At 49.1% G+C, this 15,116-nt stretch carries 18 protein-coding genes; 17 read left to right on the top strand and 1 reads right to left on the bottom strand.

Annotated features, from left to right (window positions below):
* Nucleotides 1-10: 10 nt before the first annotated feature.
* The 7 genes from aes (at nucleotide 11) to ARCH_RS06815 (ending at nucleotide 7,789) form a co-directional block, all read left to right on the top strand.
* Complete coding sequence (aes, locus tag ARCH_RS06845) at nucleotides 11-973, top strand: acetyl esterase (RefSeq protein WP_013170557.1); 963 nt, start codon at nucleotides 11-13, stop codon at nucleotides 971-973.
* A 27-nt stretch (nucleotides 974-1,000) separates the two neighbouring features.
* Nucleotides 1,001-2,134, top strand: coding sequence for a crotonobetainyl-CoA dehydrogenase (caiA, locus tag ARCH_RS06840; protein WP_013170556.1), 1,134 nt, complete (start codon nucleotides 1,001-1,003; stop codon nucleotides 2,132-2,134).
* A gap of 9 nt (nucleotides 2,135-2,143) precedes the next feature.
* Entirely contained in the window at nucleotides 2,144-3,352 is a 1,209-nt protein-coding gene (caiB, locus tag ARCH_RS06835; RefSeq protein ID WP_013170555.1) for an L-carnitine CoA-transferase, read from the top strand.
* A 25-nt stretch (nucleotides 3,353-3,377) separates the two neighbouring features.
* Nucleotides 3,378-4,880: an AMP-binding protein gene (locus ARCH_RS06830; RefSeq protein WP_013170554.1), complete on the top strand. Its 1,503-nt coding sequence runs from the start codon at nucleotides 3,378-3,380 to the stop codon at nucleotides 4,878-4,880.
* Between the two features lie 17 nt (nucleotides 4,881-4,897).
* A complete protein-coding gene (locus ARCH_RS06825) occupies nucleotides 4,898-5,773 on the top strand; it encodes a MaoC/PaaZ C-terminal domain-containing protein (RefSeq protein WP_013170553.1) in 876 nt (291 codons plus the stop codon).
* Nucleotides 5,774-5,836: 63 nt separating this feature from the next.
* Nucleotides 5,837-7,156 carry an MFS transporter gene (locus ARCH_RS06820; RefSeq protein ID WP_231957997.1) on the top strand — a complete coding sequence of 440 codons (1,320 nt, stop codon included), beginning with the start codon at nucleotides 5,837-5,839 and terminating at the stop codon, nucleotides 7,154-7,156.
* Nucleotides 7,157-7,159: 3 nt separating this feature from the next.
* The gene (locus ARCH_RS06815) at nucleotides 7,160-7,789 is read left to right on the top strand and encodes an MBL fold metallo-hydrolase (RefSeq protein ID WP_013170551.1); all 630 of its coding nucleotides are present in this window, start codon (nucleotides 7,160-7,162) and stop codon (nucleotides 7,787-7,789) included.
* Here the strand turns inward: ARCH_RS06815 and ARCH_RS06810 are convergent.
* Complete coding sequence (locus tag ARCH_RS06810) at nucleotides 7,786-8,400, bottom strand: TetR/AcrR family transcriptional regulator (protein ID WP_013170550.1); 615 nt, start codon at nucleotides 8,398-8,400, stop codon at nucleotides 7,786-7,788. The two genes, ARCH_RS06815 and ARCH_RS06810, sit on opposite strands and share 4 nt — an antisense overlap.
* A 91-nt stretch (nucleotides 8,401-8,491) precedes the next feature.
* Here ARCH_RS06810 and ARCH_RS06805 point away from each other — a divergent pair, with 91 nt between their 5' ends.
* From ARCH_RS06805 to rplQ, 10 genes are all read left to right on the top strand, one after another.
* Complete coding sequence (locus tag ARCH_RS06805; RefSeq protein WP_013170549.1) at nucleotides 8,492-9,253, top strand: electron transfer flavoprotein subunit beta/FixA family protein; 762 nt, start codon at nucleotides 8,492-8,494, stop codon at nucleotides 9,251-9,253.
* Between the two features lie 35 nt (nucleotides 9,254-9,288).
* Complete coding sequence (locus ARCH_RS06800; RefSeq protein WP_013170548.1) at nucleotides 9,289-10,158, top strand: electron transfer flavoprotein subunit alpha/FixB family protein; 870 nt, start codon at nucleotides 9,289-9,291, stop codon at nucleotides 10,156-10,158.
* Nucleotides 10,155-11,456: an FAD-dependent oxidoreductase gene (locus tag ARCH_RS06795; RefSeq protein ID WP_013170547.1), complete on the top strand. Its 1,302-nt coding sequence runs from the start codon at nucleotides 10,155-10,157 to the stop codon at nucleotides 11,454-11,456. The genes ARCH_RS06800 and ARCH_RS06795 overlap by 4 nt, the downstream gene beginning before the upstream one ends.
* On the top strand, nucleotides 11,456-11,752 hold the full coding sequence (locus ARCH_RS09720; protein WP_013170546.1) for a ferredoxin family protein: 297 nt from the start codon (nucleotides 11,456-11,458) through the stop codon (nucleotides 11,750-11,752). Before ARCH_RS06795 ends, ARCH_RS09720 begins: the two co-directional genes overlap by 1 nt.
* A gap of 220 nt (nucleotides 11,753-11,972) precedes the next feature.
* Nucleotides 11,973-12,194: a translation initiation factor IF-1 gene (infA, locus tag ARCH_RS06790; protein WP_013170545.1), complete on the top strand. Its 222-nt coding sequence runs from the start codon at nucleotides 11,973-11,975 to the stop codon at nucleotides 12,192-12,194.
* A 58-nt stretch (nucleotides 12,195-12,252) separates the two neighbouring features.
* The gene (gene rpmJ / locus ARCH_RS09715; protein ID WP_013170544.1) at nucleotides 12,253-12,366 is read left to right on the top strand and encodes a 50S ribosomal protein L36; all 114 of its coding nucleotides are present in this window, start codon (nucleotides 12,253-12,255) and stop codon (nucleotides 12,364-12,366) included.
* A 120-nt stretch (nucleotides 12,367-12,486) separates the two neighbouring features.
* A complete protein-coding gene (rpsM, locus tag ARCH_RS06780) occupies nucleotides 12,487-12,861 on the top strand; it encodes a 30S ribosomal protein S13 (protein ID WP_013170543.1) in 375 nt (124 codons plus the stop codon).
* 52 nt (nucleotides 12,862-12,913) lie between these two features.
* Nucleotides 12,914-13,306, top strand: coding sequence for a 30S ribosomal protein S11 (rpsK, locus tag ARCH_RS06775; RefSeq protein ID WP_013170542.1), 393 nt, complete (start codon nucleotides 12,914-12,916; stop codon nucleotides 13,304-13,306).
* Between the two features lie 133 nt (nucleotides 13,307-13,439).
* Nucleotides 13,440-14,444 (top strand): DNA-directed RNA polymerase subunit alpha, encoded by a 1,005-nt coding sequence (locus ARCH_RS06770; protein WP_013170541.1) that lies wholly within the window; start codon nucleotides 13,440-13,442, stop codon nucleotides 14,442-14,444.
* 35 nt (nucleotides 14,445-14,479) lie between these two features.
* Entirely contained in the window at nucleotides 14,480-14,977 is a 498-nt protein-coding gene (gene rplQ / locus ARCH_RS06765; RefSeq protein ID WP_013170540.1) for a 50S ribosomal protein L17, read from the top strand.
* Nucleotides 14,978-15,116: the final 139 nt, after the last annotated feature.

The following is a 15,116-nucleotide window of genomic DNA, read 5'->3' as shown; positions in this document are numbered from 1 at the left end:
GCATACGGTCATGGCGAATAAGATTGATGTCTTGTCAAGGTTAAGCACGCAGCAGCGTGAAGCTTTGGAGAAGCAAAACGAACTCGCGGGGGATTTGTACACTCCGGGGCAGAGTATTGTTGACATGCGACGTGCGTATGAACGTGAACGTGCGTGGTGGAACGACGGCGGTCCTCACGTAGCGTCTGAAGACCTTTCGGTGCCGACACGGCACGGTAGTGTTTTGTGTCGATTTTTCAGAAGAACGTCACATGCGAATGCTCCAGTGATTTTCTATATTCACGGTGGCGGTTTTGCGCTCGGTAGCGTGAATACGCATAGCCGGATTGCGCGAGTATTGGCAAAGGAATCGGGAGCCACAGTCGTTTCTATTGACTACACGTTGTCACCAGAGGCCAAATATCCTCAAGCAATTGAAGAGTGCGTGGATGTTGTTGCGTATGTACGTGAGCATGGTGAGCAACTGGGCTGTAATGCTAGCGACGTGTCTTTCGCTGGTGATTCTGGTGGAGCCAATATGTCAATGGGCGTTTTCTTAGCGCTCCAAGAGGCTGGCCTTGCAGAATCGATCCGGTCAATGATCTTGATCTATGGCTGGTTTGGTTTGCGTGATTCGATGTCGATCAGGCGTCTAGGTGGCCCATGGGATGGGCTAACGGAGTCAGACTTCCAGATGTACAAGGACCTGTATTTTGAGAATCCTGCCGATGAAAAGGAACGGTTTGTTGACATCCTTGGGCAGGAATTGAAGAACTTGCCACCTGCGTACATTGTGGCTGCGCAATTCGATCCGTTGAAAGACGATTCGCGAACTTTGGCTTCTATTTATGACGATCTTGGCATCCGTTATGAGTTTGTTGAAGTTCCAGGTGTCATACACGGTTTTATTCACCATGGCCGAATTATTGATGATGTCGATCAGGTGTTGACATCGGCCGCTACGTTTTTCACGTCGTGTGGCGTGGAATTATGAGTTTATTTTAACGAAAGGACAGACACGATGGAGTTTTCTTTGAATGAAGATCAGCAGTTGATTGCTGATTCTTTTACGGAACTAATGCGCAGTGAGAACTGGGAAGCATATTTCCGTGAGTGCGATACGAACAAAGAATATCCACAGCGTTGGGTTGCGGCGTTGTGCGAGTTGGGATTTGATCGAATCCTTCTGCCTGAAGAATTTGACGGATTGGGCATGGACTGGGTTACTCTCACAGCAGTTTATGAAGCACTGGGGCGTGAAGGCGCACCTACCTATGTTCTTTATCAGCTTCCTGGAATCGGTGGTCTCATGCGTGAGTGTTCACCAGAACAACAAGAGAAATTCCTGGCATATCTTGGTACGGGTGAACAGATTTACAACTTCGCAATGACAGAGCCAAGCGCAGGTTCTTCTTGGGATGATATGCAAACCACCTACACGCGTCGCGATGGCAAGGTGTATTTGAACGGTCACAAGACCTTCCAAACATCATCCATGAAGGTTCCTTACATGATCGTGATGGCACGCAATAGCGAAGATATGTCTGTCTACACCGAATGGGTTGTTGATATGTCGAAGGCCGGCGTGACTCGTGAACCGTTGGCGAAGTTGGGCCTCCGGATGGATTCTCTTGCGGAACTCTATTTTGACAACGTAGAGCTGGAAGAATCCGATATTTTCGGAACTGAGGGCAACGCCTTTATGCGTGGTGTGAAGGATTTCGATCAGGAACGTTTCTTGGTTGCATTGACCAATTATGGTACGGCACTGTGTGCATTTGAAGATGCAGCAAAGTACGCTAACCAACGTATTCAGGGTGGTAAGCCTCTTGCGGCGCATCAATTGATTCAGCTCAAGTTTGCGGATATGAAGGTTGCAATTACCAATATGCGCAATATGCTTTACGAAATTGCGTGGAAGCAGGGACGTGGAGAACTTGGCCGTGGAGATTGCTCGATGGCTAAGTACTACTGTTCTCAGGCTTCGACCATGGTAATCGATCAATCGTTGCAGGTTCTTTCGGGCGTTGCGATTACGGGCGAACATCGTTTGCAGCGTTTCTATCGTGACATTCGTGTTGACCGTATTTCTGGTGGTACAGACGAAATGATGATTCTGACCGCTGGAAAGCAAACGTTGCGTCAGTATCGATAGGAGACAAGCATGACGACGAAGCCATCTTTTGGCGTATTGGACGACGTTAAAGTTGTCTACTCGGCTATGGAAATTGCTGCGCCTACCGCGGCTGCGATTATGGGCGAGTGGGGCGCTGACGTGACATGGATCGAAAACCACTGGAACGGTGATTCGATGCGGGACACCACCTGGGTGAAAGAAATGGAACGTAGAAATATGCGTTCTATTTCGATGAATCAGTTCTCTGATGAAGGAAAAGAAGTTCTCTTCCGCCTGATTAAGGATGCGGATATTTTCATTGAGTCTTCGAAAGGCCCAGTGTTTGCACGCAAGGGGATCACTGATGAAGAGTTGTGGAAAGTAAACCCGCGGCTCGTTATTGTCCATGTTTCTGGATTCGGCCAATCTGGTGATTCTACTCGTATCAATACTGCAGCTTATGACCTCACGGTTGCAGCCTACGCCGGTATGGTTGCTCAAAACGGTTCGGAAGAACAGCCAGTTGGAATGCATCCTTACACTGGAGATTACATCAACTCATTGATGATTATTTCTTCTGCGCTCGCGGCTTTGCATAAGGCGAAGATGACGGGGCAGGGAGAATCGATCGATCTAGCAATGCATGAGACGCTTCTTCGCGTGGGCACCTACTACATGATGGACTACTTGAACGCAGGAGTGAAGTATCCGCGTCCAGGAGGGCGTCACCAAAATCTGTGTGGCATCGGTGAGTATAAGTGTGCTGATGGATTTATTGCCCTTTGTATCTACGGTGTTCCTCAGAATAAGTATTTGCTCGAGTCTATTGGCTTGGGACACCTGTGGGGTACTGAAGAGATTCCAGAAGGCACATCTGCCTTGTGGAAATCGAATCCTCACGCTGACTTGATTGAGAGCAAGCTTGAAGAGTATTTGAGTACTCGTTCGAAGCTGGATGTTGAACGTGATTTCTCAGATCACAAGATGGCAGCTCAAACAATCAATGAATTTGAGGACGTTCTAGCAGATCCTCACATTGCTGCTCGTGACACGTTTATTACGTGGGAAAACATGGATGGCGAAGAAATTAAGGGACTGAATACGTTCCCGAAGTTTACGCGCCATCCGGGTGACTTCTGGCGTCCAATGCCACGGCTTGGTCAAGATACCCAGTATTTGCTTGAGCGAGCAGGCTTTACAGAAGAAGAAATTGACCGTTTCGTTGCTAACGGCACTGTGAAACGCGACGAGAACTGATAACTAGCGGTAGGTGAATGGAACAATGTGCGAACGTACTATTCGAGCAGTGTGGGAACAGCAGGTTTCTGCACGGCCGGATGCGGAGTGTATGACGTGGATCGACGTTGACAATCAGCGTAGCGTTTCGTTCACCTACCGTGAGTTCGATAAGCAAGTAAATCAAATTGCGAATGTCTTAGTCCAGGAATATCGGATTGCGAAAGGTGACCGAGTCGCCCTCGTGATGGGGAATAGTGTTCATTTTGTTCGGTGGCTACTTGCCGTATCAAAAATTGGTGCCGTTGTTGTTCCTATGGCCCTAACACTGACGCAAAGCGAATACACGTTTTTGTTGAGTAGCTCTGAACCAGAGCTAGTTGTGGTGTGTGAAGAGGCGCAGATAGATCTTCCCGATAGTTGTCAAGCAATAGCAATAAGCACCATTACTTCTCGTGCGATAACCATGCCGGACGAATTACACGAGCGGCGCGAAATCCGAGAAAGCGATTTGGCACAAATCATGTATACCTCAGGGACAACTCAATGTCCTAAAGGAGTGATGCTGACGCATGCCAATTTTGTATTCTCTGGTTTTTATGTGAATTGGCAATTGGCTATGCGCCCAGAGGATCGATACTTTACGTCGATGTTGGCTACACATGTCAATTTTCAGTTGTCCGCGATGATGCCATGCTTCACGATCGGAGCATCGCTCGTTTTCGCTTCACGCTATAGCGCTAGTCGTTTTTGGAAGCACGTCATCGAGCATCGTGCAACACTAGTTCAATCGATGGCGATGATAGCTCGAACGATGATGGCCCAACCGGTAGATCCCCACGAGCGAGATCATTCTGTGAGGTTTGTTCATTATTTCTTGCCCATGACAGGGAAAGAAAAAGAAGTATATGAAGAACGGTTCGGAATAGAACTCATTAATAACTATGGGTTAACAGAGACACTGGTAGGCGTTATTACAGACGTTCCTTATGGCGCGCATCGATGGCCATCAATTGGTATCGAAGGCCTCGGATATGAGGCACAGATTAGACGCGAGGATGGGACAGTTGCTTCTCCGAATGAAACGGGAGAAATTTTTATCCGTGGAATAGCGGGGCATACGCTCCTTGCTGGTTACTGGAATGACCCGGTGGCAACCGAAAAAGTTTTATCCGATGGCTGGTTTGCAACTGGAGATATTGGTTATCAAGACGATGATGGTTACTTTTACTTCCTTGACAGAGCAAATCAGGTCATTAAACGTTCTGGCGAAAATATTTCTGCTCTTGAAGTAGAGGCTGTTTTACGCGACAGCACACGCATTAGGGATGTTGCTGTTGTAGGAGTTGAGGATCCGATATACGACCAGGTGGTAAAGGCTGTGGTTGTGCCTGATGACGAGTCTTTAACCAGGCAAGAAGTGATTGATTTTGCTGCTTTGAATCTTGCCCATTTCAAGGTTCCGGAGATCGTGGAATTTAGACAAGAGATCCCCCGAGGATTGTACGGAAAAGTTTTAACACAACAACTTCGCGATGAAGCGAAATAACAAGTAAGGAGGCCCTCGTGGCAATCAATACAGATATGGTTGGACAGACATTTGGTCCGTTTGTTCGTGAGTACACGTTCCGTGATTTGGAACTGTTCGCACTTGGATGTGGAGCAGGCATCGATGGTAAGGACGGCCTAGAGTATTTGGACGAACGCGATGAGCGTAATCCTCAACTTAAAGTCCTTCCGATGTTTGGCGCAATGCTCATTGTTGATTCGGAAGTTACTCGGACGATTGATTATGGATACAACTACGCAGGATCGCTGCATTGGGGTTTTGATATTACTTTCCACCAGCCAATAACGAAGCTCAACGATCGTGTTGAAACGATGGTTAAGCTCGACGGTCTTTACGATCGAGGTGAAGGACGTGGTCTTCTAGCTAAGCATATTGGTGATACATACGATTCTGATGGCCAGCTTTTGTTCACGAACGAATCGTGGGATTGCTTGATTTACGACGGCGGTTGGGGCGGCCCGGCGGCTCCGAAAGACATCGTTGACATGCCTGAACGTGAACCAGATGTGGTTGTAGAAGAAAGAATCCCCGAAAATCAAGCATTGATTTACCGCCTCTCTGGTGATTATCATCCTCAACACATTAACTGGGAATATGCGGCAGAGAACGGAGAACCTCGTCCAATCTTGCACGCTATTTCCTATGCAGGTGTTGTTATGCGCCATGCAATCAACTCATACATGCCAGGTGAACCAGAACGTATCAAGCGTTTCAAGACTCGTATTACCTCTCCTGTTCACCCGGGCACGACTTTGCGAACAGAACTTTGGCAAGTAGCTCCAGGCGAACTTCGTTTCCGTCTGGTTGATGCGGACGCAGCAGAAACTGGTGCGAAACCACATCTTAACTGGGGAATTATCGAATTTGAGTAATCCGTTCGTTCTTGGTGAGGACAAACGTGCTTACCGAGAACGTTAAGGAAAGAATGAGAAAGAATGATGGCACAGAACTTAGATGATATGCCGGTGACTCCGTTTTTACGGAAAGTGATCGCTTTTTCAAGTGGTGGTCCCTTCTTAGAAGGCTACGTTCTCTCGATTGTCAGTGTTGCATTCCTACAGATGCAGCCAGAATTAAACATTGATAATCATTGGAGTGGACTTATTGGTGTGGCAGCACTTGTGGGGCTTACTTTTGGTGCACTTATTGGAGGCTGGGTTACAGATCAACTAGGCCGAAAGAAGATGTTCATCATTGATCTTGCAGTGATCATCATTCTTTCTCTTCTTTTCTTTGGAGCTACCAGTGCTCTACACGTTGCCATATTGCGTTTCTTGATAGGCGTAGCTATTGGTGCAGATTATCCGATAGCAACTGCAATTATCGCGGAGTTTGCCCCTCGAAAATATCGAGCTGTTTGTCTGGGAATTATTGCCGCGGTGTGGTATCTGGGGGCGAATGTTGCGTGGATCGTAGGTTATGCACTTGCGGATGTGACAGGATCATGGCGCTGGATGTTGGCAAGTTCAGTTATTCCTTGTTTGATAATCCTAGTTGGACGATGGTCTATTCCTGAATCTCCGCGCTGGCTATATGCACAAGGACGTACTGAAGAAGCACACAAGATCGTCGAATCAATATATGGATGCCGTTTAGTTATCGAAGAAGAAGTGACGCCTACGTCAACATATCGTTCTTTGCTACAAGGCACCTATATGCGTCGAGTGTTATTCGTGTCCACGATCTGGTTATGTCAGGTTATCCCAATGTTTGGAATTTACACCTACGGGCCTCAGCTGATGCAAGAAATGGGGCTAGGTGACGGATCGTCGGCTCTTATCGGTGAAGTTATTATTGGAACTCTCTTCATGCTGGGCACTATTCCGGCGATGATACTGTCCGAAAAATGGGGGCGCCGTCCACTCATTATATGGAGCTTCCTAGGAATGACTGTATCTACCGCAGCGTTAGGAATTATTCCAAATACAAGTGCTCTTATGGTTGTGATGTGCTTCGGATTCTATGCCTTATGTTCAGGAGGGCCGGGAAATCTTCAATGGCTATATCCAAATGAATTATTTCCAACTGATGTACGAGCAAGCGCGATGGGTTTGGCAACAGCTCTTTCCCGAATCGGAACAGTGGTGTCGATATATATACTTCCCGCAGCACTAGATAGCTATGGTCAAGGTCCAATCATGCTTGGAGCAGCTGTTATCTCTTTGATTGGTCTGGCAGTTTCCATAGCGTGGGCACCAGAAACGCGCGGATTGCCACTGTCTGTAACATCGTCGAAAAACTTTACAGGTAGATAAATCATGGTAACGATCGAACGGTACATAGTCGGAGCCTGGGAAGCGAATTGTTATCTTCTGACCTCGCAGGACGAAACTCTCGTTATTGATCCAGGTGCGCAACCGGGACTTTTATTGCCAATACTGAAAAACCATAACGTTAAAGCAATCGTTGCCACACATGGACACAGCGACCATATTGGAGCGATAAACGAGATACGTTCCGAGTATCTGTGCCCAGTATTTATTGGAAAAGACGATGCAGAAATGGCTAGAAATCCTATCTACTCAGGATTTGCTGATGAAGGATCGTCGTACAGAGTAACTGATTGCGAATTCGTGACTGAAGGAAGTCTTATCACGGTTGGTGAAGAAGTACTGAGCGTCATCGAAACTCCAGGGCATACGCCAGGATCTCTATGCCTCTTTAATCAGAAAAATGCCCTCCTCTTTACTGGAGATACGCTATTCCGGAATGGAATCGGATCTACTGCATTTGTACTGGGAGACACTCCGGCCCTGATCGCAAGTTTAGGGAGACTCGGTGAACTCCCTGGTAACACGACAGTGCTACCAGGGCACGGAGAATCGACAACGATTGGAGAAGAGAAAATCCACAATATCTATCTGAACGGAAGCACATGGCACGTTTAAAGCAAATGGATTTTCACATTCTGGATCTGTTCCTCGACCAATGTATCCAGATACGTTTCCGGTGCCGAAATAAAACACGATTTTTGGTCGGCAGCGATGAAAAACGTTCGCATCAAGATGGATCCTTCCAAAGCATCCATGATACGAGTGCAAGAAACGTGTGCAGGGAGTTCCCCGTTGTTTTTGAAATCCCACAAGCGAGCAGTCAAAGCGTGAATTGGTTCCCTGAAAATGGACTGGTAGAGCGTAAAGATCTCCGGTTCGTGAATTGTTGCTGCTTCGAAAAGCAAGCGGCGAAGCGCGGTCGAATTAGGGCCAAGGTATGCGTGAAGGCGGAACGACGCTTCGTTGTACAAAATTTCTTCCAACGTATCGCCTGTGGGCCCCGGGACGTCAATAACGTGACGAAAAGCGTCGCTCACGATAGCGGCTTTCGTGCTCCATCGGCTGTAAAGCGCCGATTTCCCAACTTCGGCTCGTTTAGCGATATGTGTCAACGTCAATGTGTGCCAACCGTACTCGCCGTAAGCGTCAAGAGTGGCTTGCAAAAGACGTCGATCAATATCGGGATTGCGAGGGCGACCAGTGGAATGGCCCGTTGGTTCAGTCATATCACTACCTTTCCGGCGTCTTCTAAGGCGTCGTGACCTATCCTAAACCATTTTTTACATACAAGATTCAACCATAATGAAAGAAGGAAAAATGAGTATCGTTGTTGCTTACAAGTACGCGGCAAATCCACAGGATGCCTCTGTGGCAAGTAATGGGGCAGTTGATTGGACACGCGCGAAAAGCTCAGTTGCTGAATACGATAGCGTTGCATTAACCCTAGCGCGAGAGATCGCAGACAAAGTTGGTACCGATGTTGTCGGCATCTCCGTAGGCAAGAGCGATGTTGCTAGTTCATTGGCAAAAAAGAATGCGCTGTCGAAAGGTCTTGATAGCGCACTCGTTGTAGCAGATGATGAAACAGCAACATGGTCTGCCACCGGCATCGCAAGCGCATTAGCAGAACTAGTTAAGCGAGTAGAAGGGGCCGATCTGGTTCTTACGGGCGATTCTTCAATTGATGAAGGTGCTCGTCTCATGTCGGGATTGATCGCCGGGTTCTTGAATTGGCCAGCATTCCAAAATGTTGTTTCTGTAGATAAAACACCCGAAGGCTACTCACTTGTCCAGCAGGATGGACAAGGACTTCGCACCATTTTGATTACGGGACCAGTTGTTGTGGCTGCAGCATCGGATGCAGTTGTTGCCAAAGTTCCGTCGATGAAAGACATTTTGGCGGCTGGAAAGAAGAACTTGGAGACAGTTGCTATTGCGGACATGGAGATTGTTCGTCCAGATATTCGAATTGCTTCGACGAACAAGCCTCAGATGCGGGCCCGTAAAAATATCACGTTCGCGGGCGAATCGGCAGTCACTGAGCTTGTGGCAGCACTCAAGAATGACGGCGTTCTCTGAACACGGCTTACGATTGGAAAAGGAAGAGAATTAACATGACAAACGCATGGATTATCACAACAGATTCACGTATCGACGGTATCTTGACACTCATGGCCGATCAGTTCGACGATGTTACGGCGATCGTCCTTGGCTCTGCAGACATTTCAGGTGTTCATTCCGCAATGCGTATTGAACATGATGCGAACATTCCTGCAGAAACTTATGCTGGCGCTGTTGCTGATATCATCGCAAACAATCCTGGTGTTGTGATTGCTCGCCAAGGTGCAGCAGAACGCGTCATTGCAACAGCAGTTGCTGCACGATTGCAGGCGCCTATCGTGACAGACGTTCGGGAACTAGGTGCCAACCACGCCGTCGTATCCCGTTTCGGGGGTATTTCCATGGAAAACCTCGAATTTACTGGGCCAATCGTGGCGATGGTAGACGGAGGCGGAACACCTGAGGGCGCCGCAGTAGACACTTCAAAAGTAGAGGCACATGGCTATTCGGCCACAGTCACTGCCAAAGACACGAATGATGGAGAACAAACCGACATTAGCTCTGCGAAGAAACTCGTGGCAGTTGGCCGTGGATTTGCAGAAGAAAAGGATGTGGATCTGGCTCGCTCCCTTGCCGCCGCTATGGGTGCAGAAATTGCCTGCTCGCGGCCACTTGCAGAAGGAAACGGCTGGTTATCGCGTGAAACCTATGTTGGCATTTCTGGACAGCGTGTGGCCCCGGATGTATACGTAGCAGTAGGTATTTCTGGCCAGATTCAGCACACTGCTGGCATGGATGAATCGAAGATTGTTGTTGCTATTAATAAAGACGACAAGGCAGCAATCTTCGATATCGCAGATTATGGCATTGTTGGAGATCTCTACGATGTACTGCCAGCCTTGACGAAGGCGTTGGAATCGTGAGTGAAATAGAGTACGACTTCGACGTTATCGTTGTAGGCGGAGGTATAGCAGGTAGCGTATGCGCGTATCTCCTAGCGCAAGAAGGACGTGAAGTCCTGTTGATCGAACGCGGTGTAGAAGCAGGGACGAAAAACTTGTCCGGCGGTATTTTCTATTGCCGCGTTATGGAAGAAATTTTCCCTGATTTTGCAAACACTGCTCCTGTGGAACGAAGGATTACTCGCAACTGTTTGAGCTTCTTGAATAAAGAATCCGCTGTCAATATCGATTACTGGGACAATCGCTTGGCCGAACCAGTGAATGCAGTTAGTGTCCTTCGTGCGAAGTTTGATCCATGGCTGGCTGAACAATGTGAAAACGTTGGAGTTACAGTCATGCCAGGTATCAAAGTTGATGAATTGCTACAAGATTCTGGCAAAGTTATTGGAGTGCGTGCCGGTGAAGACGAGTTGCGTGCGCGCGTCGTCGTTGCCGCAGACGGGGTTAATTCGTTCCTGGCTCAGTATGCAAATCTTCGACAAAAAGATCCTGCTTCGTGTTTTGGGGTAGGAGTTAAATCGGTAATTCATATTGGAGAAAAGGCGGTTAAGGAGAGATTTAATCTTTCTGGAGACGACGGAGCTGCCTACGCCATCGTTGGTGACTGCACACAAGGCGTCGCTGGTGGTGGGTTCATGTACACCAATAAAGATTCGGTATCTATCGGCGTCGTAATGATGCTCGATGATATGAAGAAACATGACCTAGCATCGTCTGATATACACGATCATTTCCTTAACCATCCATTTATTGCACCGTTCCTAGAAGATGGTGAGCTCCTCGAATACGGCTGTCACCTTGTAGCTGAAGGTGGTAAGAAAATGCAACATGATCTCGTACATGATGGGCTTGTTCTGATCGGTGATGCGGCAGGTTTCACTCTCAATACGGGCTTTACTGTACGCGGCATGGATCTTGCGGCTGGATCAGCACGCTGTGCGGCTCGTGCGATTAGCGAAGCCTTAGAAAAGGGTGACTATTCGCAAGCTGCTCTCCAAAAATATGTGGACTATACGAATGAAAGTTTTGTTGGTAAGGATATGGAAACGTTTAAACGTGCTCCAGAGTTCCTTGAACACAACAAAGAGATGTATGGCCGCATGGGAGAGATGATTGCCAACGTATTCTTTGGCATCTACAACCTCGATCTCTCTCCACGCAAGAGCCTTATGAAAACTGCATGGGGAGCTTTCAAACAGTCAGGTATGAAAGTGACTCGCCTAGCGCGAATCGGAATTGAAGCAGTGAGGGCACTCTAATGGCACGTTATATACCAGGAACAGTAACAGAGCGCCTTGCCGGCAATGTGTATGAAGTTGACGAGGGCAATTCACATATTGAAGTGAACCAGAAGATGGCGCAAGCTACTAACGGAGGCCGTCTTTTAGCGCGAATTTGCCCAGCTCATGTTTATACAGAAGAACCTGATGGGACCGTCTCTGTTGAATACGCCGCTTGTTTAGAATGCGGAACATGCCTAGCAATTGCTCCAGAAGGGCTATTGAGATGGCATTACCCGAATTCTTCTATGGGGGTTATGTTCCGAGAAGGATAAGTTTTAACGTGGGGCAGAGGATCTGTCCCACGTTTTAACATGAGCGTGGCCCCGTCGTCGTCAATCCAGAAATCAGTGACCAGATACACGTCACGTAACCTATCATTTCGCTACGTAAATCACGTAGTATAGAGCGTTGGTGCCGTGTATCTAAACAGATACGTCCACCAAACTAGGTTCGCAACCGCGGGCTTAGAAACCACCGAAGTTAGCGGGAGTAATGGCGAAAAAAGAAGGCGTCATTGAAATTGAAGGTGTTGTCGTTGAAGCACTGCCAAATGCAATGTTTCGCGTCGAACTAGATAACGGGCACGTAGTGCTCGGGCACATCTCAGGGAAGATGCGTCAGCACTACATCAAGATCCTTCCAGAGGACCGCGTCGTCGTTGAGCTTACGCCCTACGATCTGACGCGTGGTCGTATCGTATACCGCCACAAGTAATCCCGTTAACAACACGTAGCTTAATCGTTGCGTCAACCAACCAAGAAAGCTAGAGACTATGAAGGTCAAGCCAAGCGTTAAGCGCATTTGCGATAACTGCAAGGTTATTCGCCGGCACGGTCGCGTCATGGTTATCTGTGACAACCCGCGCCACAAGCAGCGTCAGGGCTGAAACCCAACGCACTGAACAGGCATTGCCAGCGCATCGCGCAATCTTCCGGTCCGGAGGCCGGAACCCAATAGGGGAGGCAATGCTCCACACCTTCGGAATGAACAATAGGAGCCACAACACATGGCACGTCTATCTGGTGTGGATCTCCCTCGCGAAAAGCGAGTTGAGATCGCACTTACTTACATTTTCGGCATTGGTCTAACCCGCGCCCAGGAGTCCCTCGCCGCTACCGGCGTTAACCCGGACACCCGCGTCAAGGATTTGACTGAAGATGATCTCGTCAAGCTGAAGAACCACATCGACGAAAACTACAAGGTCGAAGGTGATCTCCGCCGTGAGATCCAAGCTGACATTCGTCGCAAGATTGAAATTGGTTGCTACCAGGGTCTCCGTCACCGTCGCGGTCTCCCGGTTCACGGCCAGCGTACCAAGACGAACGCACGTACCCGTAAGGGGCCAAAGCGTACCGTTGCAGGTAAGAAGAAGGCCAAGTAAGCAGTTCACGCATTAGCGTGAATCGATGATATTATCAGGAGATTTTATAACAATGCCACCAAAGACTCAGCGCCGTTCGCGCCGTACTGTGCGCAAGAACGTAGTAAACGGCCAGGCACACATCAAGTCCACGTTCAACAACACCATCGTGTCTATCACCGATCCTAACGGTGAAGTCATTGCTCAGACCTCGTCTGGCATGGTTGGTTTCAAGGGTTCACGTAAGTCCACTCCATACGCTGCTCAGCTTGCCGCAGAAAACGCTGCTCGCCGTGCAATGGAAGCTGGCATGAAGAAGGTTGACGTTTTCGTTAAGGGCCCAGGTTCTGGCCGCGAAACCGCTATCCGTTCCCTCACCGCATCCGGCCTCGAAGTGACCTCGATTTCCGACGTCACCCCACAGGCACACAACGGTTGCCGTCCACCCAAGCGCCGTCGCGTTTGATCCGCGAGGGGTGTTAACCCCTTTCCTCCGTGGCTTTCTGTTCCACCATCGGAACAGGCGTCACACTTTTTTGCCGGGGAATCTCCGGCTGGAGGGTGTCATATAGTGGGCGCCCTGGTGAAAGGAAAATACAGTGATCATTGAACAGCGTCCTACGCTAACCGAAGAGAAGATTTCGGATACCCGTTCGCGGTTCACGCTTAACCCGCTCGAGCCTGGCTTCGGCTACACGCTCGGCAACTCGCTTCGTCGTACGCTGCTCTCGTCCATCCCAGGCGCAGCAGTTACCTCCATCCATATCGATGGCGTTCTCCACGAGTTCTCCACCATCGAAGGTGTGAAGGAAGACGTCGCACAGATCATTCTTAACCTGAAGGATCTGGTTGTGACCTCTGAAAACGATGAACCTGTACAGATGTACCTCCGCAAGGCTGGTCCAGGTCAGGTCACCGCTGAGGATATTACTCCGCCAGCTGGCGTAGAAATCCACAACCCAGAGTTGCTCATCGCCACCTTGAACGAAAAGGGCAAGCTTGAAATCGATCTGACCGTGGAACGCGGCCGTGGCTACGTTTCCGCTCAGCAGAACAATTCGCCAGACTACGAAATCGGCCGTATCCCGGTTGATTCGATCTACTCCCCGGTAGTAAAGGTTTCGTACAAGGTTGAAGCTACCCGTGTTGGACAGCGCACTGATTTCGACAAGCTCATTGTTGACGTCGAAACCAAGCCGTCCATGGCTCCTCGTGATGCGTTCGCATCTGCAGGTAAGACCCTCGTTGAACTCTTCGGTTTGACCACCGAACTCAACCAGGAAGTTGAAGGCCTGGAGCTCAAGGAAGCCCCAGTTGTCGAACAGCAATCGTCTGATCTGCAGCGCCCAATTACCATTCTTAACCTCCCAGCTCGCTCGCAGAACTGCTTGCAGCGTGAAGGCATCCACACGATCGGTGAACTCGTTTTGCGTTCTGAAGCCGATCTGCTCGACATCCGTAACTTCGGTGCGAAGTCGATTGAAGATGTGAAGGATGAGCTTGCAAAGCTTGACCTGCGCCTCAAGGATTCCCCAGCTGGATTTATGTCTGGTTTCGGCGAAGAATCGTACGGAATGCACTTCAGTGACGAAACGCAGGCCTGAGGGTCAGCGGAACAAGAAAATTTTTAGGAGAAATCATGCCACGTCCCGCTAAGGGTCCACGTTTGGGCGGCAGCCCAGCTAATGAGCGTCTCATCCTTGCTAACCTCTGCAAGTCGCTCATTCACAACGAATCGATCGTGACAACCGAGGCTAAGGCCAAGCGCGTTCGTCCACACATCGAAAAGCTCATCACGAAGGCTAAGAAGGGCGACACCCACAACCGTCGTCTCGCACTCAAGGTGCTCGGCTCCCGTGAAACTGCATACATCCTGTTCGAAGAGCTCGCTCCAAAGTTTGCGAACCGCGAAGGCGGCTACACCCGCATCGTGAAGCTTCCAAACCGTAAGGGTGACAACGCTCCTATGGCCGAGATTTCGCTCGTTCTTGAGCCAGTCTCCCCAAAGCAGGCTGTGGTGAAGGAAGCTGAAAAGGTTGCAGAAAAGGCTGCTGACGAAGCTCCGGTTGAAGAAACCGTTGAAGAAGTTGCAGTTGAGGAAGCTGAAGTAGTAGAAGAAGCTACCGAAGAAAAGTGACCTTAACACGCTCTGATCGATCCGGCAGTTGTTGGGTTAGATAGGGCGGGGTTTGTTGAAAGGCCGTACCAGGTGTTCTGGTACGGCCTTTCGCTCTGCGCTACGGGAATTTTTGATGACGTTGGGCGATGACGTTGGG

It is taken from the genome of Arcanobacterium haemolyticum DSM 20595 (assembly GCF_000092365.1).
Lineage (GTDB): Bacteria > Actinomycetota > Actinomycetes > Actinomycetales > Actinomycetaceae > Arcanobacterium > Arcanobacterium haemolyticum.
Note: the sequence above shows the minus strand (reverse complement) of the source record. Positions and strands in the feature narration are given on the sequence as shown.